The 26,891-nt window shown below is 71.4% G+C and carries 26 protein-coding genes; 13 read left to right on the top strand and 13 right to left on the bottom strand.

The genetic code is table 11. The annotated features are described in order from the left end of the window. Nucleotides 1-60: 60 nt before the first annotated feature. Nucleotides 61-1,026 carry a methylmalonyl Co-A mutase-associated GTPase MeaB gene (gene meaB, locus ACLJQF_RS44260; protein ID WP_410616316.1) on the bottom strand — a complete coding sequence of 322 codons (966 nt, stop codon included), beginning with the start codon at nucleotides 1,024-1,026 and terminating at the stop codon, nucleotides 61-63. Continuing rightward, nucleotides 1,027-2,214, bottom strand: coding sequence for an acetyl-CoA C-acetyltransferase (locus ACLJQF_RS44255; RefSeq protein ID WP_410616315.1), 1,188 nt, complete (start codon nucleotides 2,212-2,214; stop codon nucleotides 1,027-1,029). Between the two features lie 137 nt (nucleotides 2,215-2,351). Between ACLJQF_RS44255 and mce the strand changes: the two genes are divergently transcribed. Further along, complete coding sequence (mce, locus tag ACLJQF_RS44250) at nucleotides 2,352-2,807, top strand: methylmalonyl-CoA epimerase (RefSeq protein ID WP_410616314.1); 456 nt, start codon at nucleotides 2,352-2,354, stop codon at nucleotides 2,805-2,807. 157 nt (nucleotides 2,808-2,964) lie between these two features. On the opposite strand, the gene ACLJQF_RS44245 is transcribed toward mce, so the two are convergent. After that, nucleotides 2,965-3,537, bottom strand: coding sequence for a TetR/AcrR family transcriptional regulator (locus tag ACLJQF_RS44245; protein WP_410616313.1), 573 nt, complete (start codon nucleotides 3,535-3,537; stop codon nucleotides 2,965-2,967). Between the two features lie 19 nt (nucleotides 3,538-3,556). Further along, nucleotides 3,557-3,925, bottom strand: coding sequence for an SPW repeat protein (locus ACLJQF_RS44240; RefSeq protein ID WP_364571264.1), 369 nt, complete (start codon nucleotides 3,923-3,925; stop codon nucleotides 3,557-3,559). 199 nt (nucleotides 3,926-4,124) lie between these two features. Here ACLJQF_RS44240 and ccrA point away from each other — a divergent pair, with 199 nt between their 5' ends. From ccrA to ACLJQF_RS44215, 5 genes are all read left to right on the top strand, one after another. Then, nucleotides 4,125-5,465 (top strand): crotonyl-CoA carboxylase/reductase, encoded by a 1,341-nt coding sequence (gene ccrA / locus ACLJQF_RS44235; RefSeq protein WP_410616312.1) that lies wholly within the window; start codon nucleotides 4,125-4,127, stop codon nucleotides 5,463-5,465. A 184-nt stretch (nucleotides 5,466-5,649) separates the two neighbouring features. Next, nucleotides 5,650-6,897: a chromosome segregation protein gene (locus ACLJQF_RS44230; RefSeq protein WP_410616337.1), complete on the top strand. Its 1,248-nt coding sequence runs from the start codon at nucleotides 5,650-5,652 to the stop codon at nucleotides 6,895-6,897. Between the two features lie 93 nt (nucleotides 6,898-6,990). Continuing rightward, nucleotides 6,991-7,443: a universal stress protein gene (locus tag ACLJQF_RS44225; protein ID WP_103351320.1), complete on the top strand. Its 453-nt coding sequence runs from the start codon at nucleotides 6,991-6,993 to the stop codon at nucleotides 7,441-7,443. A gap of 1 nt (nucleotide 7,444) precedes the next feature. Continuing rightward, nucleotides 7,445-8,560 carry an adenylate/guanylate cyclase domain-containing protein gene (locus tag ACLJQF_RS44220; RefSeq protein ID WP_410616311.1) on the top strand — a complete coding sequence of 372 codons (1,116 nt, stop codon included), beginning with the start codon at nucleotides 7,445-7,447 and terminating at the stop codon, nucleotides 8,558-8,560. 57 nt (nucleotides 8,561-8,617) lie between these two features. Beyond that, the gene (locus ACLJQF_RS44215) at nucleotides 8,618-10,402 is read left to right on the top strand and encodes an SEFIR domain-containing protein (RefSeq protein WP_410616310.1); all 1,785 of its coding nucleotides are present in this window, start codon (nucleotides 8,618-8,620) and stop codon (nucleotides 10,400-10,402) included. 1 nt (nucleotide 10,403) lies between these two features. Here ACLJQF_RS44215 and paaE read toward each other — a convergent pair whose 3' ends face one another. The 6 genes from paaE to paaZ form a co-directional block, all read right to left on the bottom strand. Beyond that, entirely contained in the window at nucleotides 10,404-11,456 is a 1,053-nt protein-coding gene (paaE, locus tag ACLJQF_RS44210) for a 1,2-phenylacetyl-CoA epoxidase subunit PaaE (RefSeq protein WP_410616309.1), read from the bottom strand. A 1-nt stretch (nucleotide 11,457) separates the two neighbouring features. Continuing rightward, nucleotides 11,458-11,946 (bottom strand): 1,2-phenylacetyl-CoA epoxidase subunit PaaD, encoded by a 489-nt coding sequence (paaD, locus tag ACLJQF_RS44205; protein ID WP_410616308.1) that lies wholly within the window; start codon nucleotides 11,944-11,946, stop codon nucleotides 11,458-11,460. Further along, on the bottom strand, nucleotides 11,940-12,797 hold the full coding sequence (gene paaC / locus ACLJQF_RS44200; RefSeq protein WP_410616307.1) for a 1,2-phenylacetyl-CoA epoxidase subunit PaaC: 858 nt from the start codon (nucleotides 12,795-12,797) through the stop codon (nucleotides 11,940-11,942). Before paaC ends, paaD begins: the two co-directional genes overlap by 7 nt. Beyond that, nucleotides 12,794-13,078 (bottom strand): 1,2-phenylacetyl-CoA epoxidase subunit PaaB, encoded by a 285-nt coding sequence (gene paaB / locus ACLJQF_RS44195; protein WP_410616336.1) that lies wholly within the window; start codon nucleotides 13,076-13,078, stop codon nucleotides 12,794-12,796. Before paaB ends, paaC begins: the two co-directional genes overlap by 4 nt. A gap of 68 nt (nucleotides 13,079-13,146) precedes the next feature. After that, on the bottom strand, nucleotides 13,147-14,091 hold the full coding sequence (paaA, locus tag ACLJQF_RS44190) for a 1,2-phenylacetyl-CoA epoxidase subunit PaaA (protein ID WP_410616306.1): 945 nt from the start codon (nucleotides 14,089-14,091) through the stop codon (nucleotides 13,147-13,149). Further along, nucleotides 14,088-16,118 (bottom strand): phenylacetic acid degradation bifunctional protein PaaZ, encoded by a 2,031-nt coding sequence (gene paaZ, locus ACLJQF_RS44185; protein WP_410616305.1) that lies wholly within the window; start codon nucleotides 16,116-16,118, stop codon nucleotides 14,088-14,090. The genes paaA and paaZ overlap by 4 nt, the downstream gene beginning before the upstream one ends. Nucleotides 16,119-16,288: 170 nt before the next feature. On the opposite strand from paaZ, the gene paaI reads away from it, so the two are divergent. From paaI to ACLJQF_RS44170, 3 genes are read left to right on the top strand one after another with little or no spacing between them, the layout of a single operon-like run. Beyond that, a complete protein-coding gene (gene paaI, locus ACLJQF_RS44180; RefSeq protein WP_410616304.1) occupies nucleotides 16,289-16,705 on the top strand; it encodes a hydroxyphenylacetyl-CoA thioesterase PaaI in 417 nt (138 codons plus the stop codon). Further along, nucleotides 16,702-17,979: a phenylacetate--CoA ligase PaaK gene (gene paaK / locus ACLJQF_RS44175; RefSeq protein ID WP_410616303.1), complete on the top strand. Its 1,278-nt coding sequence runs from the start codon at nucleotides 16,702-16,704 to the stop codon at nucleotides 17,977-17,979. Before paaI ends, paaK begins: the two co-directional genes overlap by 4 nt. Then, nucleotides 17,976-18,569 carry a TetR/AcrR family transcriptional regulator gene (locus tag ACLJQF_RS44170; protein WP_410616302.1) on the top strand — a complete coding sequence of 198 codons (594 nt, stop codon included), beginning with the start codon at nucleotides 17,976-17,978 and terminating at the stop codon, nucleotides 18,567-18,569. The genes paaK and ACLJQF_RS44170 overlap by 4 nt, the downstream gene beginning before the upstream one ends. A 237-nt stretch (nucleotides 18,570-18,806) precedes the next feature. Here the strand turns inward: ACLJQF_RS44170 and ACLJQF_RS44165 are convergent, their stop codons facing one another. Next, nucleotides 18,807-19,118, bottom strand: a complete 312-nt coding sequence (locus tag ACLJQF_RS44165) for a hypothetical protein (protein ID WP_410616301.1) — start codon at nucleotides 19,116-19,118, stop codon at nucleotides 18,807-18,809. A 195-nt stretch (nucleotides 19,119-19,313) separates the two neighbouring features. On the opposite strand from ACLJQF_RS44165, the gene ACLJQF_RS44160 reads away from it, so the two are divergent. After that, on the top strand, nucleotides 19,314-19,985 hold the full coding sequence (locus ACLJQF_RS44160; protein WP_410616300.1) for a TetR/AcrR family transcriptional regulator: 672 nt from the start codon (nucleotides 19,314-19,316) through the stop codon (nucleotides 19,983-19,985). Here the strand turns inward: ACLJQF_RS44160 and ACLJQF_RS44155 are convergent. Continuing rightward, the gene (locus ACLJQF_RS44155) at nucleotides 19,906-20,961 is read right to left on the bottom strand and encodes an AraC family transcriptional regulator (protein ID WP_410616299.1); all 1,056 of its coding nucleotides are present in this window, start codon (nucleotides 20,959-20,961) and stop codon (nucleotides 19,906-19,908) included. The two genes, ACLJQF_RS44160 and ACLJQF_RS44155, sit on opposite strands and share 80 nt — an antisense overlap. Nucleotides 20,962-21,041: 80 nt before the next feature. On the opposite strand from ACLJQF_RS44155, the gene ACLJQF_RS44150 reads away from it, so the two are divergent. The 3 genes from ACLJQF_RS44150 to ACLJQF_RS44140 all read left to right on the top strand — a co-directional run bounded on the left by ACLJQF_RS44150 (nucleotide 21,042) and on the right by ACLJQF_RS44140 (nucleotide 25,333). Continuing rightward, entirely contained in the window at nucleotides 21,042-22,136 is a 1,095-nt protein-coding gene (locus ACLJQF_RS44150; protein WP_410616298.1) for a winged helix DNA-binding domain-containing protein, read from the top strand. A 75-nt stretch (nucleotides 22,137-22,211) separates the two neighbouring features. Continuing rightward, nucleotides 22,212-23,675: a flavin-containing monooxygenase gene (locus ACLJQF_RS44145; RefSeq protein ID WP_410616297.1), complete on the top strand. Its 1,464-nt coding sequence runs from the start codon at nucleotides 22,212-22,214 to the stop codon at nucleotides 23,673-23,675. Further along, nucleotides 23,675-25,333 carry a GMC oxidoreductase gene (locus tag ACLJQF_RS44140; RefSeq protein WP_410616296.1) on the top strand — a complete coding sequence of 553 codons (1,659 nt, stop codon included), beginning with the start codon at nucleotides 23,675-23,677 and terminating at the stop codon, nucleotides 25,331-25,333. The genes ACLJQF_RS44145 and ACLJQF_RS44140 overlap by 1 nt, the downstream gene beginning before the upstream one ends. Before the next feature lie 47 nt (nucleotides 25,334-25,380). Here the strand turns inward: ACLJQF_RS44140 and ACLJQF_RS44135 are convergent, their stop codons facing one another. Beyond that, entirely contained in the window at nucleotides 25,381-26,853 is a 1,473-nt protein-coding gene (locus tag ACLJQF_RS44135) for a chitinase (RefSeq protein WP_410616295.1), read from the bottom strand. Nucleotides 26,854-26,891: the final 38 nt, after the last annotated feature.

Raw genomic sequence — 26,891 nt, 5'->3', positions numbered from 1 at the left:
AGACCCGTTGCGGCGGCACGGTTTCTGCTGGCGCGGCTCGCGTCGGCGGTCCGGAGCGCGCTACCCCCGCAGGTCCGCGATCAGTTCCTCGGCGGCGGCGAACGGATCGAGTTCCCGCGCCACGACCCGCTCGGCGACCCCGGCGAGCCGTCCTCCGCCACGCAGGTCCACGAGCTCGGCCCGCAGCCGCCGGAGCGCGATGGCCTCGACCTCGTCCCGTGCCCGGGCCACCCGGCGCCGGGCCAGCTCGTCGTGCTCGACCAGCCAGTCGTGGTGCGCGGCCAGCGCCTGCACCACTTCGTCCACTCCCTCGCCTTTCGCCGCGACCGTCCGCACGATCGGCTGGCGCCAGCTCGCGCCCCGGATCTCCCGGCGCGCCAGGGAGATCATCTGCTTGAGGTCGTGCGCCGTGGCATCCGCGCCCTCGCGGTCCGCCTTGTTCACGACGAAGACGTCGGCGATCTCCAGCACGCCGGCCTTCGCGGCCTGGATGCCGTCGCCCATGCCCGGCGCGAGCAGCACCACCGTGGTGTCGGCCAGCTTCACGACGTCCACTTCGGACTGCCCGACGCCGACGGTCTCGATCAGCACGACGTCGAAACCGGCCGCGTCCAGCACGCGCACCGCCTGCGGGGTCGCCCACGAGAGGCCGCCGAGGTGCCCGCGGGTGGCCATCGAGCGGATGAACACGCCGGGGTCGGTGGCGTGCTCGGTCATCCGGATCCGGTCGCCGAGCAGCGCCCCACCCGAAAACGGCGAAGACGGGTCGATGGCGAGCACCCCGACCCGCTTGCCCTCCGCGCGCAGCGCGGTGAGCAGTGCCGAAGTCGATGTCGACTTGCCGACGCCGGGCGGTCCGGTGAGCCCGACGACCCGGGCCCGCCCGGTGTGCGGGGTCAGCGCCCGCGCGATCTCCGCGACGCGGGGGTGGGCGTCCTCGACGAGCGACAGCAGCCGCGCGACGGCACGGGGTTGTCCGTCCCGCGCGCGGCCGACGAGATCGTCGAGGTCGAGTGGTCCGGCCACTTACGCGGACGGCACCCGCAGCAGGAGGGCGTCGCCCTGGCCGCCGCCACCGCACAGCGCGGCCGCACCGAGCCCGCCACCGCGGCGGCGCAGCTCGTGGATCAGGTGCACCGCGAGCCGGGCACCCGAGGCGCCGATCGGGTGGCCGAGGGCGATGGCACCACCGTTGACGTTGACCTTCTCCGGGTCGAGGCCGAGCTTCTCGGTCGAGACCAGCCCGACCGCGGCGAAGGCTTCGTTGATCTCGACGAGGTCGAGCGCGTCGGCGGTCAGGTTCGCCTTCGCCAGCGCGGCGAGGATCGCGTTCGACGGCTGCTCGTGCAGGCTCGCGTCGGGCCCGGCGACGACACCGTGCGCGCCGATCTCGGCGAGCGGCGTGAGGCCGAGCTCCTCGGCCTTCGCCTTGCTGGCCACGACGACCGCGGCGGCGCCGTCGGAGATCTGCGAGGCCGAGCCCGCCGTGATGGTGCCGTCGGAGGCGAAGGCGGGGCGCAGCTTCGCGAGGCCCTCGGCGGTGGTGTCGGCCCGGACGCCCTCATCGGTGTCGAAGACGACCGGGTCGCCCTTGCGCTGCGGGATGGAGACCGGCGCGATCTCGTCGGCGAAGTAGCCGTTCTTGATCGCCTCGGCGGCGCGCTGGTGGGAGCGGGCGGAGAACGCGTCCTGCTGCTCGCGGGTGAGGCCGTAGCGGGAGTTGTACTTCTCCGTCGAGGAGCCCATGGCGACCTGGTCGAAGGCGCAGAAGAGCCCGTCGTAGGCCATGTGGTCGACGAGGGTGGTGTCGCCGTACTTGAAGCCGGAGCGGGACTTGGGCAGCAGGTGCGGCGCCTGGGTCATCGACTCCTGGCCACCGGCGACGACGAGGTCGAACTCGCCGGCGCGGATGAGCTGGTCGGCGAGCGCGATGGCGTCGAGGCCGGAGAGGCAGACCTTGTTGATCGTCAGCGCGGGCACGCTCATCGGGATGCCCGCGGCGACCGCGGCCTGGCGGGCCGGGATCTGGCCGGCGCCTGCGGTCAGCACCTGGCCCATGATCGTGTACTGCACCGCGTCCGGGGAGACCCCGGCGCGTTCGAGGGCCGCCTTGATCGCGACCCCGCCCAGCTGGGCGCCCGTGAAGTCCTTGAGGGAGCCCAGCAGGCGCCCGATCGGCGTACGGGCGGCACCCAGGATCACGGAACCGGACACGGCGTCCTCCAAGCATCGGCGCATGGGCAGTTTCGCCGACCATACCCGGGAGCAGGCCTTCTTGATGGAGCCAGTGTGAGGCGGGGCACGCGACGATTCCGCCTCGAAGCGGCGCGCGGGCCCCCTATCCTGCCTCCATGAATGACGCCCTGCGGCCGTTCGTGACGGCCATCGACCACGTCGGCATCGCGGTTCCGGACCTGGACGCGGCCATCGAGTTCCACCGCGCGCACTTCGGCCTCGAGGTCGCGCACGAGGAGGTGAACGAGGAGCAGGGGGTACGCGAGGCGATGCTCCGCGCTCCGGGCACGGCGGGCACGGAGACGCAGATCCAGCTGCTGGCCCCGCTGCGCGAAGACTCCGCGATCGGCAAGTTCCTGACCAAGAGCGGCCCCGGGCTGCAGCAGCTGGCCTACCGCGTGTCCGATGTGGACGCCGCGGCGGCGGCCCTGCGCGAAAAAGGCCTGCGGATGCTGTACGAGGAGGCGAAGAAGGGGACGTCGAACAGCCGGGTGAACTTCGTCCACCCGAAGGACGCGGGTGGCGTCCTGGTGGAGCTGGTGGAGCCGGCCAAGGACGCAACGGCGCACTGAGCCTGGCCGACCCGTTCCGGCGCAAGAGTTCCGGTGCGGTGGTGGTCGGGTGCGGGGGTCGGGGTGCGGCGGCCGGGTGCGGAGCCGCACGCCCGTGCCGAGAAACGGGCGCGCGGCCGGCACGCCGGTGAGGGCCGGCCGGGCAAGCGCGACCGCGCTACGCAGGCGCGGCCTTGGACGCCAGGGCGTCGGCGATGAACGTCAGCTCGCCGTCGAACTCTGCCGGGAGGTCGTCTTCCGAATGGCGGGCCGTCGCATGCCGGTGGCTGACCGCGCGGGCCAGGAGGCCCGAGGCGCGATCGACGTCGGCCGTCGGGAGGCCACCGCCCGTTGCTGCCACGATCACCGCACGGACCTGGCGGACCAGGACTTGGAAGCGATCGTGGAGGGCGTCGCGGACCACGTGGTGCGTGTCCGCCTCGCGCCACAGCAGGTGCGAGAGCCCCAACGACCTGCTGAAGCGGTGGTCGAGTTCGCGGACGAGCCGCCGAAGGCTGCCCGCGAGGTCGCCCGGGACCACCACCACCGCCGGCTCGATGCGCTCGTCCGGCAGGCGCTCGACCAGGGCCGCGAGCAGGTCCGGCTTGTGGCGGAAGTAGTAGTGCACCAGCCCCTTCGGCACCCCGGCTCGCTCCGCGATGCGCGAAGTCGGGGTGGCGTCGAAGCCGGACTCGGCGAAGAGCGCCTCGGCGGCGCGGAGGATGCGCTCCTTCGCCGAATCCTCGGTCATTCCCGTACCTCCTGCGTCGTCAGTGCTGCCCGGCCGTGCGGTGCGCGGCGGTCGCGACCGGCATCGCTGCCGCGCCGGCGATGACCGTCAGCACCCCGGCGATCCAGGACGTCCAGGACGCGCCGTTGAACTCGGTGTACCCCATCACCCACGGCGCGATGAAGAGCAGCACGCCGAGCGCGATCTGGATGCCTTCGCCGTAGACCATGCCCGGCATCGCCAGCGAAACCAGGCCGTCGAGTGCGATCAGCGCGCCCAGGACGACCATCGTCCACATCGCGGTCGTGTCCGTGCTCAGCCAAAGGGGTGAAAGAGCGGCGACCACCCCGATGACGACCTCGGCCCAGTCGTGGGGCCGGGACCACGCGCGCGTAGAGACTTCACTCATTCGTGCTCACCTCCGTCGGTGAAACTGCTGGTCGGGTGGGTGTACCCGACGTCGATGATCCGCTTGACTGGCCAGCCGGTCAAGGCTCGGCCGTCACAGTTCGGCGTGTAATCGTGCTGTCCGTCTCGTACAGTTGTGGACGCGTGTTACCGGCGAGTAATTTCTGCCGCCAACGCCCCCCATCTCCGCGGAGGAACCGATGACGCAGCTCGGCGAGATCCAACAGGCCATCCTGACCGGCGAGTCCGCCGCGGTCGGGTCGTTGCCCGTGCCCGAGAGCTATCGCGGGGTGACCGTGCACGCCGACGAGGTCGACATGTTCGAAGGCCTCGAGAGCCGGGACAAGGACCCCCGCAAGTCGCTGCACGTCGACGACGTCCCGGTGCCCGAACTGGGGCCGGGCGAGGCGCTGGTCGCCGTGATGGCGAGCGCCATCAACTACAACACCGTGTGGACGTCGATCTTCGAGCCGATCCCGACGTTCAAGTTCCTGAAGAAGTACGGGAAGCTCTCGCCGCTGGCCAAGCGGCACGACCTGCCGTACCACGTCGTCGGCTCGGACCTGTCCGGCGTCGTGCTGCGGACCGGCGTCGGCGTGCACAACTGGAAGCCGGGCGACGAGGTGGTCGCGCACTGCCTGAACGTCGAGCTCGAGAGCCCGGACGGGCACAACGACACCATGCTCGACACCGAGCAGCGGATCTGGGGCTTCGAGACCAACTTCGGCGGGCTCGCCGAGATCGCGCTGGTCAAGGCCAACCAGCTGATGCCGAAGCCGGACCACCTGACCTGGGAAGAGGCCGCCTCCCCCGGCCTGGTGAACTCCACCGCCTACCGCCAGCTCGTCTCGCGGAACGGCGCGGACATGAAGCAGGGCGACGTCGTCCTGATCTGGGGCGCGTCGGGCGGGCTCGGCTCCTACGCGACGCAGTACGCGCTGAACGGCGGGGCCATCCCGGTGTGCGTCGTGTCCAGCCCGGAAAAGGCGGCGATCTGCCGGAAGCTCGGCGCCGAGCTGATCATCGACCGCAGCGCCGAGGACTACAAGTTCTGGAAGTCCGAGACCGAACAGGACCCGAAGGAGTGGCAGCGCTTCGGGGCGAAGATCCGCGAGCTGACCGGCGGTGAGGACCCGGACATCGTGTTCGAGCACCCGGGCCGGGAGACCTTCGGCGCCTCGGTCTACGCCGCGCGCAAGGGCGGCACGATCGTCACGTGCGCGTCGACGTCGGGCTTCATGCACCAGTACGACAACCGCTACCTGTGGATGAACCTGAAGCGGATCATCGGCTCCCACTTCGCGAACTACCGCGAGTCCTGGGAGGCGAACCGGCTGATCGCGAAGGGGCTGATCCACCCGACGCTCTCCAAGACCTACGCGCTCGAGGAGACCGGGCAGGCCGCGCTGGACGTGCACCGCAACGCCCACCAGGGCAAGGTCGGCGTGCTCGCGCTCGCTCCGCAGGAAGGCCTCGGCGTCCGCGACGAAGAGAAGCGGGCGAAGCACATCGAGGGCATCAACGCGTTCCGCGACGCGTGAGCCGTGCCGGCGCCGGGAGCCGCCGCGCTCCCGGCGTCGGAAAGCGCCCAGGAGCAGCCGGAATCCGCTGATTCCTTTCGCCGCGGCAGACGGCGCGTTCGGCGCACGGCCCGGGTGCTCACCCTTCCGTGACCCGGCTGCGGCTACGGTAGGCCCCATGAGCCTTGGCGATGAACGGGAGCTTGTGCCGCTGGGAGCCGGCTTCGACGTGGCGAAGCGCGGGTACAGCCGAGCACAGGTCGACGAGCACCTCGAACGGCTGGACGCCGATCTGAAGATGCTCACCGCGGATCGGGACGCCGCCATCGCGCAGGCGGGGGACCTCGCCCGCCAGCTGGAGATCGCGCGCGGCGAGATTGCGGACCTGCGTGGGCAGGTCGACCGGCTCGCCCAGCCGCCGACGAGCGTCGAAGGCCTGTCCGAACGACTGCAGCGCATGTTGCGCCTGGCGCAGGACGAGTCCGCGGACACCCGCGCCCGCGCCGAAGCCGAGGCCGGGCACATCCGGGCCAAGGCCGAGACGGACGCCAGCGCCATGCGGGCCCGCTACGAGCAGCTGCTCACCGAGCTCGACCTCCGCCGCAAGGAGATGGAGGCGGAGCACCGGAAGGTCCTCGAAGACGCCCGCGCGCAGGGCAAGGAGATCACCGACAAGGCCGAAGCGGAGCGCAAGCGGCTCGACACCGAGTCGCAGGACCGTCGCACCAAGGTCGAAGAGGACTTCGAGATCGCGATGGCCTCGCGCCGCACCGAAGCGATGCGGGTGCTGGCCGAGCAGGAGGCGGCGAGCAAGGCCGAAGCCGCGCGGCGCGTCCAGGAAGCCACGCAGGACGCCGCCGACATCCGCGCAAAGGTCCTCGAAGAGGAGAAGGCCGCGAAGGCCGACATCGACCGCCGTCAGCGGGAGTCGGTCGCGGACGCGAACAAGCGCCGTCAGGACTCGATCACCGAGGCCAACGCCCGGCTCGCGGAGGCCGCCGACGAGGCGCGGCGCCGCGTGACGTCCGCCACCGAAGAATCCAACCGGCGGATCGCCCAGGCGAACGAGCGGGTCGACGCGCTGCGGAAGGTGCGCGGCGGGCTGGCCGAGCAGGTGCGCGCGGCGCGGGCGGTGCTGGCCGAGGCGCACACCGTCCTCGGCGACGACGTCAAGGTGCCCGCCGACGTCAAGGCCGACCTGGTCACGGACCGGAAGCCGGACGCCGTGGACGAGACGGAACAGACGGTCCGGGTCACCGACGTCGAGGAGACGATCCGGATCCGCGCCTCCGACGTGCCGAAGCCGAAGCCCGCGGCCAAGCCTGCGACGTCCAAGCCCGCCCCCACGGCGACTCCCAAAGCGACTCCCACGGTGACTCCCACGGTGACTCCCAAAGCAGCGCCGAAGCCGGCTCCGCGGGCGAGCGGAGCGCAGAAAGCGACTGGCGAGTAACCTTCCACCCGACACGGGCGCGGACGAGCCTGCGCGGTCGGTACCGACCGGCTATCGTCCCTGCTCACGCGGGATCACCTGGAGGTTTTGCGCATGGGTGCGGCATATCGGACCGTGGTGGTGGGCACGGACGGCTCGGAGTCCTCGTTCGCGGCGGTGGACCGCGCGGCGGCGGTGGCCGGCGACGCGGGCGCCACGCTCGTCATCGCGTGTGCGTTCTACCCGGCGAGCCAGTCCGACGTCGACAAGGCCCAGGACGCCCTCGGCGAAGAGGCGTACCAGGTCGTCGGCTCGGCCCCGGCCGAAGACACCCTGCAGTCGGCGCGGGACCGGGCGGCACGCGCGGGTGCGGAGAAGATCGACACGGTCGCGGTGAAGGGCGACCCGGTCGACTCGCTGCGCAAGGTGGTCAAGGAGCGCGAGGCCGACCTGCTGGTCGTCGGCAACCGCGGGCTGAACACGATCGCCGGCCGCATCCTGGGCTCGGTGCCGTCCGAGGTGGCCCGCAAGTCCGGTGTGGACGTGCTGATCGTCCACACGACGTGACGTGACCGATCCGGGCGAGGAACTTCAGCAGCGGCTCGAACGCGTCCTGCTCGGCGGCCGGCGGAAGTACACCCGGCTCGAAGTGGCGGAGAAAGCCGGCGTGCCCGACGAGCGGTCACGCCGGCTCTGGCGCGCGCTGGGGTTCGCGACCGTGCGCGACGACGAGGTCGTCTTCACCGACGCCGACGTCGAGGCGATGCGGACCGCGGACCAGCTGGTGCAGTCCGGGCTGATCGACCAGAGCATCGAGGTCTCGGTGACGCGGGCGCTCGGCCAGCACCTGTCGCGGCTGGCCGAGTGGCAGGTCGACATGCTGTGGCAGCTGATCCGGGAGCAGCCGGAACTCGGCCGCAGCGAGCGCCAGGTGACGCGCCTGGTCGACCGGTTGCTGCCGGAGCTGGAGCAGGTCCAGAACTACGTCTGGCGCCGCCACCTGGCGGCCTACGCGGGGCGCGCGTTCGCGGCCGCGGACGAGCAGCTGGAAACCCGCACCGAGGTGGTCGGGTTCGTCGACATGGTCGGCTACACGCGCCTGACGCGCCAGATCGGCGAGGACGAGCTGAGCCGCGTGCTCGACGCGTTCGAGACCCTGGCCACGGAGGTGATCGCCGAGCACCACGGCCGCGTGGTGAAGATGATCGGTGACGAAGTCCTGTTCGTGGCGGACGCCCCGATCGACGCGGCGGAGATCGCCCTGACGCTGACCGAGCGCACCTCGGCGGACGAGACGTTGCCGGCCGTCCGCGCGGGCATGGCGTCGGGCCGCATCCTGTCGCGGTACGGCGACGTCTACGGCTCGGTGGTCAACCTGGCGGCCCGCCTGACCTCGGTGGCCCGCCCGGGCACGATCCTGGTCGACCGCGAGCTGGCCGCGGAGCTGGCGGACGAGAAGGCGTACGAGCTGCGCGCCCGCAGGCCGGTGACGGTCCGGGGCTACAACCGGCTCCGCCCGGCGGCACTGCGCCGGGCGAGCGACGCCCCGACGGGCATGTTCGCGAGTTCCCAGCAGCTGGCGGCGGAGATGCTGGGTCTGGCCGAGCCGGCGCCCCGGGAGGAGCCGCCGGAGGACCAGGTGACCGAGCCGCGGTCCCGCCGCCGTCGGCGCCGCAAGCTCTGACCGACGTTCCGGAGTCGGTAGACTCCCTCCCGCGCGTGGACGAGGTGGGAGGTGCGCGTGGCCCAGGTGTTCCTCTCGTACGCCAAGGAGCCGGACGATCCGTCCCACCAGGAGTCCGTGCTCCGGCTCTGGGAATTCCTGCGGGCCTGCGGTGTCGACGCCGACCTCGATCTGGGCGAGACCCACGAGCGCCGGGACTGGCCGTTGTGGATGGGCGCGCAGCTCCGGGAAGCCGACTACGTGCTGGTGATCGCCTCGCCCGCCTATCGCCGCAGTGCCGAGGGCCGCGGCGGTGCGCACGAGGAACGCGGCGTCCAATGGGAGGCCCGGCTGATCCGCGACGCCTTCTACGCCGACCGGCACGCGGTGAAACGGTTCGTTCCCGTCGTCTTGCCCGGCCGCAGCCCGGACGACGTGCCGGACTTCCTCGCCCCGGCCACTTCGACGGTGTACCCGGTCTCGGACTTCACCGTCGAAGGCGCCGAACGGCTCCTGCGATTGCTGACGAACCAGCCCGAGTTCGTCCGGCCGCCGCTGGGGGCGGTTCCGGTGCTGGGGCCGCGGCGGGTGCCGCCGCCCGGACCGGTGCCGCCACGACCGCAGCCGGCCCCCGCCGTCCGGAACGTGGTCACCGGGGACGTCACCGGGGTCGTGATCCAAATGGGGAACGCCGGCTCCGTGACGGTTCCCGGACCACCCGCCGTCCGGGCCGGCGAAGGTGCCGACCCACGGACCGAGCGGGCGTTCGAGGACGCCGTCCGGCGAGCCGGTGGCCGCCTCGGCGCGCCGGCCGGCCGGGCCTACCGGGAGGGACCCGGCTTCGTCCAGCACTTCGCCAACGGCGCCGTGATCTGCGCCGTCGCCGGCAAGCCGGCGTCGGTGGTCGCCGGGCCCGTGTGGGACGACCTTTCGGCCCTGCCGGGCTTCCCGGACGGACTCGGGTTTCCCACCTCGGGCCGGCCCGATGCCGCCGCCCGCGTGGTCGGCCTCGACGGTGGTGCCTGGCAGGGGGGCGTCCTGCACCGCGACCCCGCGACGCGGTCGGCGTGGTGGCAACCCGAACCCCGGCTGGGCAAGAACACCCAGGAAACCGTCCGGCTCCCGGTGGCCGGGCCGGCGGATCTGACCGTGCGCGCCGTCGCCACCCTGCCCTGGCAGCTCGGCGACGACCTCGAGCTCACCCGGCAGACCCACGACCTCATCGAAGCGGCGCTCCCCGAGGCCCCGATCAGCACGCTTCTCCCGTCCTTGTCCCTGCTGCGGCGGGCCCGGACCGCGCCGGCCCGGTGGGAGCGGGCGACCCAGACCGGACGAGCCACCCGGTACCTCTACCCGATGTGCAGCCCGGCCGACGGGAGCACGGCCGTCCGCGCGGTCGTGCGCATCATGCTTCCCGGCAGCCGGACATCGGCGGTCACGGTTTCCGTCGAGTTCCAGGCGAACTTCGCGGCGTGGGCATCGGCGCGGCCGGACCGGAGCACCTCCGGGCTCCGGGTCACGGCGAACGAGATCGTCGAACTGTGGACGGCGGCGTGGCACACCGCGACCGGCGTGGTGCCTGGTGCGCTCGTCCCCGATCCCGAGCGCGCCGCGCTGCTGGCGCCCCCGACCGTAGGACTGCAGATCAGCACGGACGGCAACCTGCCGGCCGTGGCCGACCTCTCGGCGTTCGGGACGCCGGCGGGGCAGCCGGGTCCGCGGGGTTCGGTGACCGTGGTGGCCCCGATCGGGCTCGGCCGCACCGAACGGCGCGACTGGGCCGCCCGCGCGTTGACCCGCCTGGCCCGCGAATGGGGTTTCGCGGACGCCGGCGAGGGCGACGCCGACGAGGGGATCCGGTAGCTCAGGCGTCGAAGTCGACCGTCAGCGTCTCCGAGACCGGGTACGACTGGCACGTCAGCACGAAGCCCGCCTCGACCTCCGCCTCCTCCAGCGCGAAGTTGCGCCGCAGGTCCACCTTCCCCTCCGTCACGCGGGCTCGGCACGTCCCGCACACCCCGCCCTTGCAGGCGAACGGCAGGTCCGGCCGGAACTTCTGCGCGCCGTCGAGCACCGACGACGAACGCGGCAGGGTCATCGGCGTCGAACGGCCGTCCAGAACCACCGAAACTTCCGAGGACTCCCCCGCCACCGCCGGGTCGAGGTGCTCCACCGGTGCGGGCGGGGTGTCCACGTAGAACAGCTCCTGGTGGATCCGCTCCCGCGGCACGGCCAGCGACGCCAGCAGTTCCTGCGCTCCTGACACCATCTCGAACGGGCCGCACAGCCACCAGTGGTCCACCGAATCCACGGGCACCAGTGACGAGAACAGCGTGCGCAGCTTCGGGACGTCCAGGCGGCCGGTGAACAGCTCCGCCTCGCGGGGCTCGCGCGACAGCACGTGGATCAGCTCCAGCCGCGACGGCGCGCTGTCCTTGAGGTCCGCCAGCTCGTCCGCGAACATCACCGTGTCCGTGCGGCGGTTTCCGTACAGCACTGTCACCGTCGCCGTCGACGACTGCAGCAGTGAGGACACGATCGACAGCACCGGCGTGATGCCCGAGCCCGCCGCGATCAGGACGTGGTGGCCGCCCGCCGAGAGGTCCGGGGTGAACGAACCCGTGGGCGGGGCCACCTCGATGGTGTCGCCGGGGCGGACTTCGTTCACCAGCCACGACGAGAAGAACCCGTCCGGCACCAGCCGCACGCCGACCCGGGGCGGGGCTCCCGCCGGGGCGCAGATCGAGTACGACCGGCGCTCGTCGCGGCCGTCGATCGCGCGCCGCAACGTCAGCGACTGGCCCGCTTTGAACGCGTACTCGGACGCCAGCGACGAGGGCACGTCGAACGTCACCGCGACCGCGTCGTCACAGAGCCGCTCGACTCCGGCGACCGTCAACTCGTGGAACCGCGCCACTTCAGATCTCCTTGACGTGCTCGAACGGCTCCAGGCACGCGCGGCAGCGCCGCAGCGCCTTGCACGCCGTCGCGCCGAACCGGGACTGCTCTTCGGTGTCCGCGGAGCCACAGCGCGGGCAGAGGACCCGCGACGCCGGCGCCGACAGCGTCAGCGGGATCGGGCCCGATCGCCGCGGTGCCGCGCCCGGGGGCGCGATCCCGGCCGCGGCCAGTTTTTGGCGCCCCGACGGGGAAATCCAGTCCGACGTCCAGGCCGGCGACAGCTGCGTCCGGATCTCGACATCCGGGTAGCCCGCCGACACCAGGGCGTGCTCCAGGTCGTCGCGCATGGTGTCCATCGCCGGGCAGCCCGTGTACGTCGGCGTGATCGCGACGACCACGCGTCCCTCGGACTCGGACACCGAACGCAGCACGCCGAGGTCCGCCAGCGTCAGCATCGGCAGCTCGGGGTCGGTGACCGTGGCGGCCACTGCCGCGGCGGTCACCATCGAGCGTCCGGCATCGCCCGGGCCACGCTCTGCAGCTCCGCCAGCAGGTACCCGAACGACTCGGTGTGGACGCCGTCGCGGCCCGTCCGGCCCGACACGCCGGCGCGCTCGCCCGAAGCCGGTCGCGCCAGGGTCGCCGCCGCAAGAGCCTGGTCCAGCACCGCATCGAACTCGGGGCGCAGCGAAGCCGCGTCCACGAATTCCGTGGGGTGGGTGCGGAACAGCTCCCCCACGTACGGCCAGACCTCGTCCAAGCCCTCCTGCATCCGCGAGTGCGACAGCGGAGTCCCGTCGCCGAGGCGGACCAGCCACTGCGCCGCGTAGTCGCGGTGGTAGGTCAGCTCCTTGACGCCCTTGTCCGCGATCGCCGCCAGCACCGGGTCCACCGACGTTCCCAGCCGCTGGAACAGCGCCAGCCGCCACGTCGAGAACACGAACAGGCGCGCGATCAGGTGCCCGAAGTGCCCGCCGCCGAGCTCCGCGAGCCGGACGTTGCGGAACTCGTTCTCCGGGCGCAGGAACGCGAACGAGTCCTCCGTGCGCGACGAGCCGTCGGCCTTGCCGGCGCGGGCGAGCAGCAGCCGCGCCTGTCCCAGCAGGTCGAGGGCGATGTTGGCGATCGCGACCTCGTCCTCCAGCTCGGGTGCGTTGGTGCACCACTCCTGGAGCCGGTGGGAGAAGATCAGCGCGTCGTCGCCCAGCATCAGGCAGTACGCGGCCAGCTGCCCGGCGTCCACCCCGGACGGCACCGACGTGTCCATTCCGGACAGCGGGTCTTCGAAGCCGGTGCCGAACGCCCAGCGGGCGTCGTTCTCCTCGGTGATGGCCTCGTACACGTTGTCGAAACTCATATGTGCGGCACCTCCTCGGGAATGTCGTAGAACGTCGGGTGCCGGTAGACCTTGTCGCCGCTGGGCGCGAAGAACGGGTCCTTCTCGTCCGGCGACGACGCCGTGATGTCCGTCGCGCGCACGACCCAGATCGACACGCCTTCGTTGCGGCGCGTGTAGAGGTCGCGGGCGTGGTGGAGCGCCATCTGGTCGTCGGCCGCGTGCAGCGACCCGACGTGCACGTGGTTCAGCCCGCGCTTGCCGCGGACGAACACCTCGTACAGCGGCCAGTCGTGCTTGATCGGGCCCGGCGCGGCGGGGACGCCGTCCAGGGGAACGGCGCCGTGGCCGCCTTCGGCCGTCAGGTCGCTCACTTGCGCTCCTCGTTCTTCTTCGCGGCGTGGGCGACGGCGGCTTCCCGCACCCACGCGCCGTCTTCGTGGGCGCGACGCCGGTGTGCGATCCGCGAAGCATTGCAGGGCCCGTTGCCCTTCAGCACGTTCTTGAACTCGTCCCAGTCCACGGCGCCGAAGTCGTAGTGCCCGCGCTCGGCGTTCCACTTCAGATCGGGATCCGGGAACGTGACGCCGAGGGCTTCGGCCTGCGGCACCGACATGTCCACGAACCGCTGCCGCAGCTCGTCGTTGGTGTGGCGCTTGACCTTCCACGCCATCGACTGCGCGGTGTTCGGCGAGTCGGCGTCCGGCGGCCCGAACATCATCAGCGACGGCCACCACCAGCGGTTGACGGCCTCCTGGACCATCTCCCCCTGCTGCGAAGTCCCCTTCATCATCGTCATCAGCAGCTCGTAGCCCTGCCGCTGGTGGAACGACTCCTCCTTGCAGATCCGGATCATCGCCCGCGCGTACGGCCCGTAGGACGACCGGCACAGCGGCACCTGGTTACAGATCGCCGCGCCGTCGACCAGCCAGCCGATCACGCCGACGTCGGCGAAGGTCAGCGTCGGGTAGTTGAAGATCGACGAGTACTTCTGCCGTCCGGTGATCAGCTTGTCGGTCAGGTCCGCCCGGTCCGCGCCCAGCGTCGCCGCCGCGGAGTACAGGTAGAGCCCGTGGCCGGCTTCGTCCTGGACCTTGGCCAGCAGGATCGCCTTGCGCCGCAGCGACGGCGCCCGGGTGATCCAGTTGCCTTCGGGCTGCATGCCGATGATCTCCGAGTGCGCGTGCTGCGCGATCTGCCGGATCATCGTCTTGCGGTAGCCGTCGGGCACCCAGTCGCGGGGCTCGATCCGCTGGTCGCGCTCGATGGTGTGCTCGAACTGCTCTTCGAGCGCGGATTCTGCTACCGCGGTCACGGCTGCTCCTTCGAAACCAGCGTCAGGACGTCGTACTTGGCCACGGACTCACCCTCGGCGTTGGTGACGTCGGCGTCCCAGCGGACCTCGCCGTACTCCTGGTCGATCCGCGGGGTGAGCTGCTTCGCGGTCAGCGTCACCGTGAGCGAGTCGCCGACCTTGACCGGGGTGAGGAAGCGCAGGTTCTCCAGGCCGTAGTTGGCCAGCACCGGGCCCGGCTCGGGCGAGACGAACAACCCTGCCGCGAACGAGACGACCAGGTAGCCGTGCGCGACGATCCCGCCGAACAGCGGGTTCGCCGCCGCCGCTTCGGGGTCGGTGTGGGCGTAGAACGTGTCGCCGGTGAACTCGGCGAAGTGGTCGATGTCCGCCTGCGTCACCGTGCGCGGCCCGGCGACGACGGAGTCGCCGATCTTCAGCTCGGCCAGGGACTTCCGGAAGGGGTGCACGTCGCTTTCGGTGCGCGGCGCGCCGGTGACCCAGCGGCCGGTGACGGCCGACAGCACCGCGGGCGAACCCTGCACGGCGGTGCGCTGCATGTGGTGCAGGACCCCGCGGATCCCGCCCATCTCCTCGCCGCCGCCCGCGCGGCCCGGGCCGCCGTGGACCAGCTGCGGCATCGGCGAGCCGTGCCCGGTGGACTCCTTCGCGTCCTCGGCGTCCAGCACCAGCAGCCGTCCGTGGAACGGCGCCGCGCCCAGGACGACCTCGCGCACGAACTCCTTGTCCGCCGAGACGACGGACCCGGCCAGGCTGCCGCCACCCCGCGCCGCGAAGTCGACGACCTGCTCGGTGGACGTGTAGGGCATCAGCGTCGAGACCGGGCCGAACGCCTCGACCTCGTGCGGCTCGGAGCGTTCGGGGTCGGCCTTGAGCAGCACCGGCGAGATGAAGGCGCCGCGCTCGGCATCGGCGTCGACCACCTCGACGTTTTCGGGGTCGCCGAAGACGACGCTCCCGGCGTCCAGCAGCGCCTTCAGCGACCGCCGGACCTCCTCGCGCTGCTCCAGGCTGGCCAGCGCGCCCATCCGGACGCCCTCGGACGCCGGGTTGCCGACGGTCACCTTCGCGAGCCGCTCGGACGCGGCCGCGGCGACGTCGTCCAGCAGCTCGGCCGGGACGAACGCGCGGCGGATGGCGGTGCACTTCTGGCCCGCCTTGACCGTCATCTCGGTGACGAGCTGCTTGACGAACAGGTCGAACTCGGTGGTCCCGCGCACCGCGTCCGGGCCGAGGATCGAGCAGTTCAGCGAGTCGGCCTCGGCGTTGAAGCGCACGGAGTTCCGCACGACCGCCGGGTGCGCCCGCAGCTTCTGGGCCGTCGACGCCGAGCCGGTGAACGACACCAGGTCCTGCGCGGTGACGTGGTCGAGGAGGTCGCCGGCGCTGCCGGCGACGAACTGCAGCGAGCCCTCGGGCAGGATCCCGGACTCGATGATCAGCTCGACCACCCGCGCGGTCAGGTACGCCGTCGAACTCGCCGGCTTGACCAGGCTCGGGACGCCGGCCAGGAACGCGGGCGCGAACTTCTCCAGCGGACCCCACACCGGGAAGTTGAACGCGTTGATCTGGACGGCGACGCCCCGCAGCGGCGTCGCGATGTGCTGGGCGACGAACGTGCCCCCGCGGCTCAGCGGCTCCACCGCGCCTTCGACGTAGACGGTGTCGTTCGGCAGCTCGCGCTTGCCCTTGGAGGCGTAGCTGAACAGCACGCCGATGCCGCCGTCGATGTCGAACTTCGAGTCACCGAGGGTGGCGCCGGTCTTCGCGGAGAGTGCGTACAGCTCGTCGCGGTGCTCACGCAGGTGGGAGGCCAGGGCCTTGAGCAGGGCCGCACGCTGGTGGAACGTCAGCTCCCGCAGCGCCGGGCCGCCGACCGTGCGGCCGTAGGAGAGGGCGGCCGCGAAGTCGACGCCCGCCGACGAGATCCGGGCGACCTCTTCGCCGGTGGCCGCGTCGTGCAGCGGGACCCCCTCGCCGGTCGCCGTGTGCCACCCGCCCGAGACGTAGCTGCGCAGCAATGCCATCAGGTCCGACCCTCTCGCCGAATTACCTACCGTACGTTCAGTTAATCGCATGGTAGCCGTCGAGCCCGAAGATCGGAAGGCCCGGGCGCTTGACACCGGCCCGGACCACTGCCTTTACTGAGCGGCACCGCGAGGTGACCGTCCATTCGGTCAGTGGGGACGGAGGGTGCATGACCAACGCCGCGCACACCATGTTCGCCGCCGACGAAGCCTCCCGCGCGCTGGGCATCGAGCTCGTCGAAGCGGGCGACGGCCAGGCCGTCGCGACCATGACGATCACCCGCGCGATGGTCAACGGCCACGACATCGCCCACGGCGGGTACGTCTTCCTCCTGGCCGACACGGCCTTCGCCTGCGCCTGCAACACCCACGGCCCGGCGACGGTCGCCGCGGGCGCCGAAATCTCGTTCGTCGCGGCCGGCCGGCTCGGCGACCACCTCGTCGCGACGGCCGGCGAGCGCACCCGCTACGGCCGCAACGGCATCTACGACGTCACGGTGCACCGGGAGACCCCCGCCGGCCCCGAGGTCGTCGCCGAATTCCGCGGCCGCAGCCGCGTCCTCTCCGCGAAACGGGGCGAAGCATGATCGAGACGGACATCGGCACGGACGAGCTGGCCGCCCTCCAGCTGGAACGTCTGCAGTGGACACTCCGGCACGCCTACGCCAACGTGCCCGCCTACACGCGGAAGTTCGACGCGGCCGGCGTCCACCCGGACGACTGCAAGGAACTGGCCGACCTGGCGAAGTTCCCGTTCACCACCAAGCAGGACCTGCGCGAGAACTACCCGTTCGGGATGTTCGCCGTGCCGCAGGAGGAGGTGCGGCGCATCCACGCCTCCAGCGGCACCACCGGCAAGGCCACCGTCGTCGGCTACACCGAGCAGGACATCGACACCTGGGCGACGGTGATGGCCCGGTCGATCCACGCCGCGGGCGGGCGGCCGGGGCACAAGGTGCACGTCGCCTACGGCTACGGGCTGTTCACCGGCGGGCTCGGCGCGCACTACGGCGCCGAGAAGCTGGGCTGCACGGTGATCCCGGCGTCGGGCGGGATGACCGCGCGGCAGGTGCAGCTGATCACCGACTTCCGGCCCGAGATCATCATGGTGACGCCGTCGTACATGCTGACGCTGCTCGACGAGTTCGAGCGGCAGGGCGTCGACCCGCGGGCGAGTTCCCTGAAGGTGGGCATCTTCGGCGCCGAGCCGTGGACCGAGCAGATGCGCGCCGAGATCGAGGAGCGGTTCGCGCTCGACGCCGTCGACATCTACGGGCTGTCGGAGGTGATGGGCCCGGGCGTCGCGCAGGAGTGCGTCGAGACGAAGGACGGCCTGCACATCTGGGAGGACCACTTTTACCCCGAGGTGATCGACCCGTACTCCGAGGATGTGCTGGGCAGCGGCGAGACGGGTGAGCTGGTGTTCACCTCGCTGACCAAGCAGGCGCTGCCGATCATCCGCTACCGCACCCGCGACCTGACCGAGCTGAACCCGGGGACCGCGCGCCCGGCGTTCCGGCGGATGGCCAAGGTGACCGGGCGCACCGACGACCTGATCATCCTGCGCGGGGTCAACGTCTTCCCGACGCAGATCGAGGAGATCGTGCTGCGGACCGACGCGCTGAGCCCGCACTTCCAGCTCGTCCGGTCCACGCGCGGCCGGCTCGACCACCTCACCGTGCGGGTCGAGGCGCGGCACGACGCCTCTCCGGACGACCGGTCGCGGGCGGCTGACGTACTGGTCAGCGGGGTGAAGGACGGCGTCGGCGTGACGGTGTCGGTGGACGTCGTCGACCCGGACACCCTGGAGCGGTCCATGGGCAAGATGCGGCGAGTCGTCGACCAGCGGGACAAGCCGTGACGACCCCGCGCCGCGGGCGGCCCGGCTACGACCTCGAATCACTGCTGCAGGTGGCGGTGAAGCTGTTCAACGAGCGCGGCTACGACGGCACGAGCATGGAGGACCTCTCCCGCAAGCTCGGCATCACGAAGTCGGCGATCTACCACCACGTCCCCAGCAAGGAGGAACTGCTGCGGCTGTCGGTGGACCGGGCCCTGGACGGGCTGTTCGAGGTGGCGTCGGAGACGGCGCAGCTCGACGGGCGCGCGATCGACCGGCTGGAGCACCTGGTCCGCGGCAGCGTGCTGGTGCTGGCGGACCGGCTGCCGTTCGTGACGCTGCTGCTGCGCGTGCGCGGCAACACGAAGGTGGAGCGGGCGGCGCTGGCCCGCCGCCGCGAGTTCGACCGGCTGGTGACGGACCTGGTGAAGCAGGCCGAAGCGGAGGGCGACGTCCGCCCGGACGTCGACCCGGCGGTGACCGCGCGGCTGGTGTTCGGCATGGTGAACTCGCTGATCGAGTGGTACCGGCCGCGCCGGGGCTCGGCGGCGGCGGAGCTGGCGGACGCGGTGTGCAAGGTGGCCTTCGAGGGGCTGCGCACGTCGTCGTGAGTGGTAAGTCGGGTTAGAACCCTCATTACCACTCACGACAAGCCGCGGCAGGGGTCAGTCCTCGGCGGTCTGCGGCGGCCAACTCACCAACGGGAACGGCCAACTCACCCGCGGGAACGACCAACTCACCCACACCCCGGCGAGTTGGCCGTTCCGGTGCACGAGTTGGCCGTTCCGGGCGGTGAGTTGGCCGTTCCTGCCCCGACTGACTTACCACTCAAGACAGCCGCGGCAGGGTCAGTCCTCGGCGGTCTGCGGCGGCCGGCCCGCCTGCCACAGCAGTGCCTCCCGCAGCTGGCCGATCAACCGCTCGTCGTCCGCTTCGGACGGGTCGATCCCCAGCGGGATCCAGCGCTCGGACACCTTCGCGCCCCGGTCGTAACTGGAAATCACGATGCCCGAGTACGACAGGGACGCTTCGTCCGCACAGTCGCCGTCCGGCAGCGGTTCGTCCGCTTCGAAGCCTTCGTCGAAGCTGACGTGGCGATGCTGCAGGCGGACGCTCACCCAGCGCCCGGCCGGCCGGATCGGCGCGCCTTCTTCGTTCATCTACTCTTACCCCCGGTCCGGGCCCCCATGCCGTCTCGTCGCATCCGGGCGCCGAGTAGTTACCGGCGAGTTGTTCCGGTTGCGTAACGACAACGGTTGGCGCGAAACACCGCCGGGCCGCCACCGGAATCACTCTTTTGACGATGGGTCAACTACTTTGTTGACAGGGTGCCGATCCCCCGCGAGGCTGAGCGGATGACCAGTGGGACCCGGCCCCGGCGCCGCCGGCTCGAACCGGCCGAACGGCGTGCGGAGATCCTCGCCGCCGCCCGGCACCTGTTCGGCGCGGGCAGCTACGCCTCGGTGTCCACTTCGGACATCGCCGAGGCCGCCGGGGTGGCGCGTCCGCTGATCAACCACTACTTCGGCGGGAAGCGCGAGCTGTACCTGGAAGTGGTGCGGCAGATGATGATCGTGCCCGCGCCGGTCACCGAAGCGCTGCCGGACACCACGATGGAGCAGCGGCTGTCGATCGGCGTCGAACGGTGGATCGAGGTCGTGGACCGCAACCGCGACGCCTGGCTGACCGTGATCGGGCCGGAGGCGGCCGGGCGCGACCCGGAGATCGAGCGGATCATGCTGGAGGCCGACGAGATCGCCGCCGACCGGGTGCTGGAGGCCGCGCTGATGACCGGCGTGACCGAAGGCCGCGAAGAGCTGCGCGCGATGATCCGGTCGTTCGGCGGGATGCTGCGCGCGGCGTCGCGGGAGTGGCTGATCCGCGGCACGCTGGACCGCGCGGCCCTGCGCACCTTCCTCACCGATTCGATCCTCAACCTGCTGAAGATCACCTACCCGGCGGTCCTCGCCGAGCGGCGCGGAAGCGACGCGCGAACGCCGCCGGTGTCATCCCGGTCCAGCGCTTGAACGCGTGGATGAAGCTCGACGCCTCGGCGTACCCGAGCCGGTAGGCGACGTCCTCGACCGACAGCACGCCGGTGTCCAGGAGCTCTTCGGCGAGCGCCTGGCGGACCTCGTCCACCAGCGCCCGGTAGCTCGTGCCGGCTTCGGTCAGGCGGCGGCGCAGGGTGCGCGTGCTGAGCGTCAGCTGCCGGGCGATCTCGTCCATCCCGGCGTCGACGCCGCCGAGCCGGACCAGGCGTTCCCGCACCAGCTGGGCAATGCCCGAACGCTGCCGCCGTCGCGCGACGAGCGTCTCGCACTGCGCGGCGCACAGGGCGACGGTCTGGTCGTTGGCCTGCGGCAGCGGCCGGCTCAGCAGCGCCGGGTCGAGCGTCGCGCGGCAGGCGTCGGCGCCGAAGCGCGGGAGTACGCCGAACGCGGCCCGGTACTCCTCCGGCGTGGCCGTTTCGTGCCGGAAGGTCAGCTCGTCCAGCGCGATCTCGGGCAGGAGGTCGCGCATGACGGCGAAGATCGCGGCCAGGTCGCGCAGGACGAGGAAGCGGGCGACATCGGCTGGCACCCGGCTGTCGTCGAGCTCCAGGGTCAGCCGGTCGGCGCCGAGCACGACGTGCGGGATGCAGAACGCGAAGCTCAGGTCGAAGTAGCGCAGGGCGAACAGCATCGCGTCGCGCAACGTCGGGCTGCTGATGCAGGCGAAGCCGAAGATACCGAAGGTGGTCACGCGGTAGCGGCGCCCCAGCTCCAGCGCCGCCGCGTCCGAGCCGTCCAGGCCGGCCAGCGCCCGGACGACGGCCAACTCCTGGCGCGCGTCGATCTGGACGGCCGGGTCGGCGAGCAGTTCCGGCGTCAGCGTGGTCGCGGCGAGCAGCCGGCCCGCGGCGAGGCCACGCTCGGCGGCGAACCGCGTCATCAGCTCGATGCTCGCGGTGCCGCGGGGGAAGTCCCAGTCCCCGACGGCGGGCGCGGCGAGCTCGGCCATGGCCGGAATTCTGGATCACGCCGGGAGAACGTGTCCAATCGAGGACCGGATCTGTCCTGAGTGGTCGTTAGGGTGACGAGGTGAAGACGTTGAGCCGACGGGCCCTGAACCGCGCCACGCTGGAGCGGCAGCTGCTGCTGCGCCGGGCGAAGATGTCCGCCTTCGACGCGGTCGAGCACCTGGCCGGGCTCCAGGCGCAGGCGCCGTTCCCGCCGTACTACGGGCTGTGGTCGCGGCTGGAGGGGTTCCAGCCGTCGGAGCTGGCGGACCTGCTCGAAAGCCGGCGCGTGGTGCGGATCGCGCTGATGCGCGGCACGGTCCACCTCGTGACGGCGGCGGACGCGCTGGCGTGGCGGCCGGTCGTCCAGGTGCTGTACGACCGCGACCTGAAGCAGAACGCCTTGCACGCGCGGGCGCTGGCCGGCCTCGACCACTCCGCGGTCGCCTCGGCGGCCCGGGAGCTGCTGACCGCTTCGGCGTTGTCCAGCACGGCGCTGGGTGCCGAACTGGCGCGGCACTGGGACGTCCCGGCCGCGTCCTTGACCCACCTGGCCCGAGGCCGGCTGCCCCTGGTCCAGGTGCCGCCGCGGGCGATCTGGGGCAAGGCCGGGCAGACGACGTACGCGTGCCTGGACGAATGGGTGGGCGCGCCCCTGCCGCCGCCTTCGCCCGCGGAGCTGATCTCGCGGTACCTGCGCGCGTTCGGCCCGGCCACGGTGGCGGACGTGCAGACGTGGGCGGGCATCACGCGCCTCGGCGAGGTGGCTTCGTCGATGGACCTGCGGCGTTACCGCGACCCGGACGGCCGCGAGCTGCTGGACCTGCCGGAGCTGACGGTGCCCGACGAGGACGTCCCGGCGCCGCCGCGGCTGCTCGGGCCGTTCGACCAGATGATCCTGTCCTTCGCGGACCGGACGCGGGTCATCTCGGACGCTTACCGCAAGCGGGTGATCTCGGCGAACGGCCTGGTCAAGGGCACGCTGCTGGTGGGCGGTCAGGTGTGCGGCTTCTGGGAGATCAAGGCGTCCCGCAAGGCGGCGGCGATCGAGCTGTCGCCGTTCGAGAAGCTGACGAAGCGGGACTTGGGGGTGGTGGAGGCCTCGGCGGGAGAACTGGTGAAGTGGGCGGAGGCGGCCGCGGAGACGTACGAGGTGCGCGTCCGCCCGCTGGCGTGAGGCTGGCCGGAAATCTCGATTGAGTGACCGCTGCAGGCCTGTTGTCACAGCCGTCCGGTGCGTAGCTTTTCCGGCATGACTGGTTCGGCGAAGGGGCCGTCGGTGCTGATCGCGGGTACCGGGTTCGGCGGCATCGGGACGGCGATCGAGCTCAAGCGCGCCGGGTTCGGCGACTTCACGATCCTGGAGAGCGCCGCCGAGCCCGGCGGCGTCTGGCGGGACAACACCTACCCGGGCGCCGCGTGCGACATCCCGTCGCCGCTGTACTCCTTCTCCTTCGAGCCCAACCCGCGGTGGCCGAAGCGGTTCTCGCACCAGCCCGACATCCTCGCCTACCTGCGGCGCGTCATCGCGAAGTACGGGCTCGAGCCGCACATCCGGTACCGGACCGAGGTCACCGGGGCTGCCTTCGACGAAGAGCGCGGCCTCTGGCGCGTCGAAACCAGCACCGGCGGGACGTTCGAGGCGAACGTCTTCGTCCCCGCCGTCGGGCAGCTGTCGCGGCCCGCGCTGCCGGACATCCCGAACCGGGAGAGCTTCGCCGGCGACGCCTTCCACTCCGCCCGGTGGGACCACGACGTCGACCTGACCGGCAAGCGCGTCGCCGTGATCGGGACCGGGGCCAGCGCCGTGCAGTTCGTGCCCGAGCTGCGCAAGCGCGCGCGGCACGTCACCGTCTTCCAGCGCACGCCGCCGTACGTGATGGCGAAGTCCGATCCGAGCTACCGGCGGTGGCAGCACTGGCTGTTCGAGCACCTGCCGCCCACCCAGCTGCTCGGCCGGCTGCGGATCTTCCTACTGGCCGAGTACGCCACGTACGCGATGACGCGCCACCCGGTGCTGGCGAAGATGTTCGAGCTGCGGACCGCGCAGCTGCGGCGCCGCCATCTCAAGGACCCGGAGCTGCGGGCGAAGCTGACGCCGGCGTACCCGCTGGGCTGCAAGCGGATCCTCTTCACCAACGACTACCTGCCCGCGCTCGCCCAGCCGGACGTCGACGTCGAGACGCGCCGGATCCTCGAAATCACCGAGAAGGGCGTGCGGGTCGAGGGCGGGACCGAGATCGAGGCGGACGTCCTGATCTACGGCACCGGCTTCACCGCGACCGACTTCCTCGGCCGGATGCAGGTGCGCGGCCTCGGCGGGCGGTCCCTGGCCGACGAGTGGTCCGGCGGCGCGCGGGCCTACCTCGGCATGACCGTGCCCGGCTTCCCCAACCTGTTCTGCGTCTACGGGCCCAACACGAACCTCGGCGCCGGGTCCATCATCTACATGATCGAACGGCAGGCGCGCTACATCCGCCAGGCGGTGGAACGCCTCGCCCGGCCCGGCGTGTCCTATGTGGACGTTCGACCGGAGGTCGAAGAGCGGTACGACCGCGAGGTGCAGCGGCGGCTGGGCCGGAGTGTGTGGAGCGCCTGCACGAGCTGGTACCGGCAGGCCGACGGCCGGGTGACGACCAACTGGCCGGGCCTGGTCACCGAGTACGACCGCCGGACGCGGCGCTTCGACGTCGCCGACTACCGGGTGGCGGGCTGATGGACTACGACGTGCTGGTGATCGGCTCGGGGTTCGGCGGCAGCGTCACGGCGCTGCGGCTGACCGAGAAGGGCTACCGCGTCGGCGTGCTGGAAACCGGCCGCCGGTTCGCCGACGACGAGTTCGCGAAGACGTCGTGGCGGGTGCGGAAGTACCTGTGGGCACCCGCGCTGGGCTGCTTCGGCATCCAGCGGCTCACCTTGCTGAAGAACACGTTCGTGATGAGCGGTTCCGGCGTCGGCGGGGGTTCGCTGGTGTACGCGAACACGCTGTACGAACCCCCGGACGGCTTCTACGCCGACCCCCAGTGGGCGCACATCACCGACTGGAAGGCCGAGCTGGCGCCGTACTACGACCAGGCGAAGCGGATGCTCGGCGTGGTCGAGAACCCGGCGACGACGGCCGCGGACCGGGTGCTTCACGAGGTGGCCGACGACATGGGCGTCGGCCACACGTACCGGCGCACGCCCGTCGGCGTCTACTTCGGACAGTCCGGGGTGGACCCGTTCTTCGGCGGCGCCGGTCCCCTGCGTTCCTCCTGCACGCTGTGCGGCGAGTGCATGACCGGGTGCCGGGTCGGGGCGAAGAACACGACGGTGAAGAACTACCTGTACCTGGCCGAGCAGGCGGGTGCCGTGGTGCACCCGCTGACCACCGCGGTGACGGTCCGGCCGATCGACGGCGGGTACGCGGTGGACACGCGGCGCACCGGCGGTCGTTCTCGCAGGACGTTCACCGCCGAGCAGGTGGTCTTCTCCGCGGCGGCGCTGGGCACGCAACGGCTGCTGCACCGGATGCGCGACACGGGGACGTTGCCTCTCGTGTCCCCGCGGCTCGGGCTCCTGGCTCGCACGAACTCCGAAGCGGTGCTGGCGGCCCGGTCGCTGCGGACGGACACGGACTACTCGCGGGGCGTCGCGATCACGTCGTCGATCCACCCGGACGCGGTGACGCACGTCGAGCCGGTGCGGTACGGGCGCGGCAGCAACCTGCTGGGCCTGCTGGCGACGGTGCTGGTGGACGCGGTCCCGGGGCGCCGGCGCTGGGTGCTCGGGCTGCGGGAGCTGTGGCGCACCCGCCGCGACCTGCTGCGGATCCACAACCCGCGGCACTGGTCGGAGCGGATGATCGGGCTGCTGGTGATGCAGACGCTGGACAACTCCGTGACGACGTACACCAAGCGCGGGCTGTTCGGCCGCCGGATGACCACGCGCCAGGGTGCGGGAGCGCCGTCGCCGGACTGGATCCCGGCCGGGCACGAGGTGACGCGCCGGGTGGCGGAGAAGATCGGCGGGCTGCCCCAGGGCGCCTGGACGGACCTGGCGAACATCCCGATCACGGGCCACTTCATCGGCGGCTGTGCGATCGGGGACTCCCCTTCTTCTGGGGTGGTGGATCCGTACCAGCGGCTGTACGGGCATCCGGGCCTGCACGTGGTGGACGGCTCGGCGATCTCGGCGAACCTGGGGGTCAATCCCTCGCTGACGATCACCGCCCAAGCCGAGCGGGCGATGGCGTTCTGGCCGAACCGCGGGGAGCCGGATCCGCGGCCGCCGCTGGGCTCGCCGTACCAGCGGGTGGCGGCGGTGGCCCCTCGGCGTCCGGTCGTCCCGTCGGAAGCGCCGGGAGCCCTGCGACTGCCGCTGACACCCCGCTGAAGAGGCCCTCCCGGACCGCGCCGCCGGGAGGGCCGCTCAGCGCACGGTTACGGCAGGCCCGCGAGCCCGGCCGACACCGTGTTGGCGAACGCGTACCCCTGCGACGCGTCCCAGTTGATCGACCACGTCATCGCGCCGCGGATCGACGGGTAGGTCGCCGACGGCTTGAAGCTGCCGCACGAGGTTCCGCGGGCCAGGCAGTTCAGCGCCGACACCGTGTTGGCCGGGGCCTGGTAGCCGCCGCCCGCCGCCTGCGGGGAGGCCGGGAGACCGAGGCCGACCTGGTCCGCGCGCAGGCCGCCCTGCAGCTGGATGCAGGCCAGCGCCGTCAGGAAGTCGACCGTGCCCTGCGAGTAGACGTTGCCGTTGCAGCCGTTCATCGAACCGGAGTTGTAGTACTGCATGTTGACGATCGTCAGGATGTCCTTGATGTTCAGCGCCAGCTGGAAGTAGCCACCGGCCGTGGACTGCATGTCGATCGTCTGCGGCGCCATCGTGATGACCTTGCCGCCGCCGTTGTAGATGCTCCGCAGCGCCTGGCCCATATACGTGGCGTTGATGCCGTTCTCGAGGTCGATGTCGACGCCGTCGAAGCCGTAGTTCGCGATCAGCGTCTTGATGCTGTTCGCGAAGTTGGTGGCCGAGTTCGAGTCGCTGACGCTGATCGTGCCGTTCTGGCCGCCGACCGAGATGATGACCCGCTGGCCGCGTGCCTGCACCGTCTTGACGTCGGCCTTGAACTGGGCGTCCGTGTAGCCGCCCAGCTGCGAAGACAGGCCCGAGTCGAGCGTGAAACTCACCGCGCCGGGCGTGCCGGTCGCGTCCGCGAAGGACACCGCGATGATGTTGTACTTCGCCGGGACGTCGGCGAGCTTCAGCGCCTTGGCGCCGTTGTAGAAGTTCTGCCAGTAGCCCGTCAGGACGTGCTTCGGCAGGTCACCCTGCGTGGGCGGCGTCGTGGTCGTCGTCGGCGGGGTGGTCGTCGGCGGCGTGGTCGGGGTGGTGGGCGTGGTCGGCGGCGTCGTGGGCGGGGTGCCGGGGCCGTCGAGGCTGACGTCGTCGGCGTAGTACGCCGGCTGGCCGTACCAGCCGTGCAGGTACACCGTCAGCGACGTGCTCGCGCCGGTCGTGAAGCTCAGCGACAGCTGCTGGTAGCCGCTGGTGCCGGGCGTCCAGGTGCTGGTCGTCGCCGAGCCGGAGACGCCCAGGTAGACATAGCTGCCCTGGACCCAGGCGGACAGCTTGTACGCCGTGTTCGCCGAGACGGTGAGCGTCTGCGAGCACTGGGCGTTGTCCGACGACGACGGCGTCGCGTTCAGGGCCCGGCTGCCGCTGTGCACCGGCGAGCTCACCGCGGCCGACGCGCCGGTGCACGTCCAGCCCGTGGTGCCGGCCTCGAAGCCGGGGTTGGCCAGGATGTTCGCCGCCGAAGCGCTGCCGGCGAGCACGAAGGTCACGCCGAGACACAGCGTCACCACGGAAAGTAAGGAAAGCAGAGCGAGACGAACCTTGGGGACCACGGGCGACCTCCGCGACACTGGTGAGGCAGGTCACCACA

It is taken from the genome of Amycolatopsis sp. lyj-109 (assembly GCF_046548995.1).
Lineage (GTDB): Bacteria > Actinomycetota > Actinomycetes > Mycobacteriales > Pseudonocardiaceae > Amycolatopsis.
The sequence above is the reverse complement of the archived record's forward strand: the minus strand, read 5'-3'. Positions and strand labels throughout refer to the sequence as shown.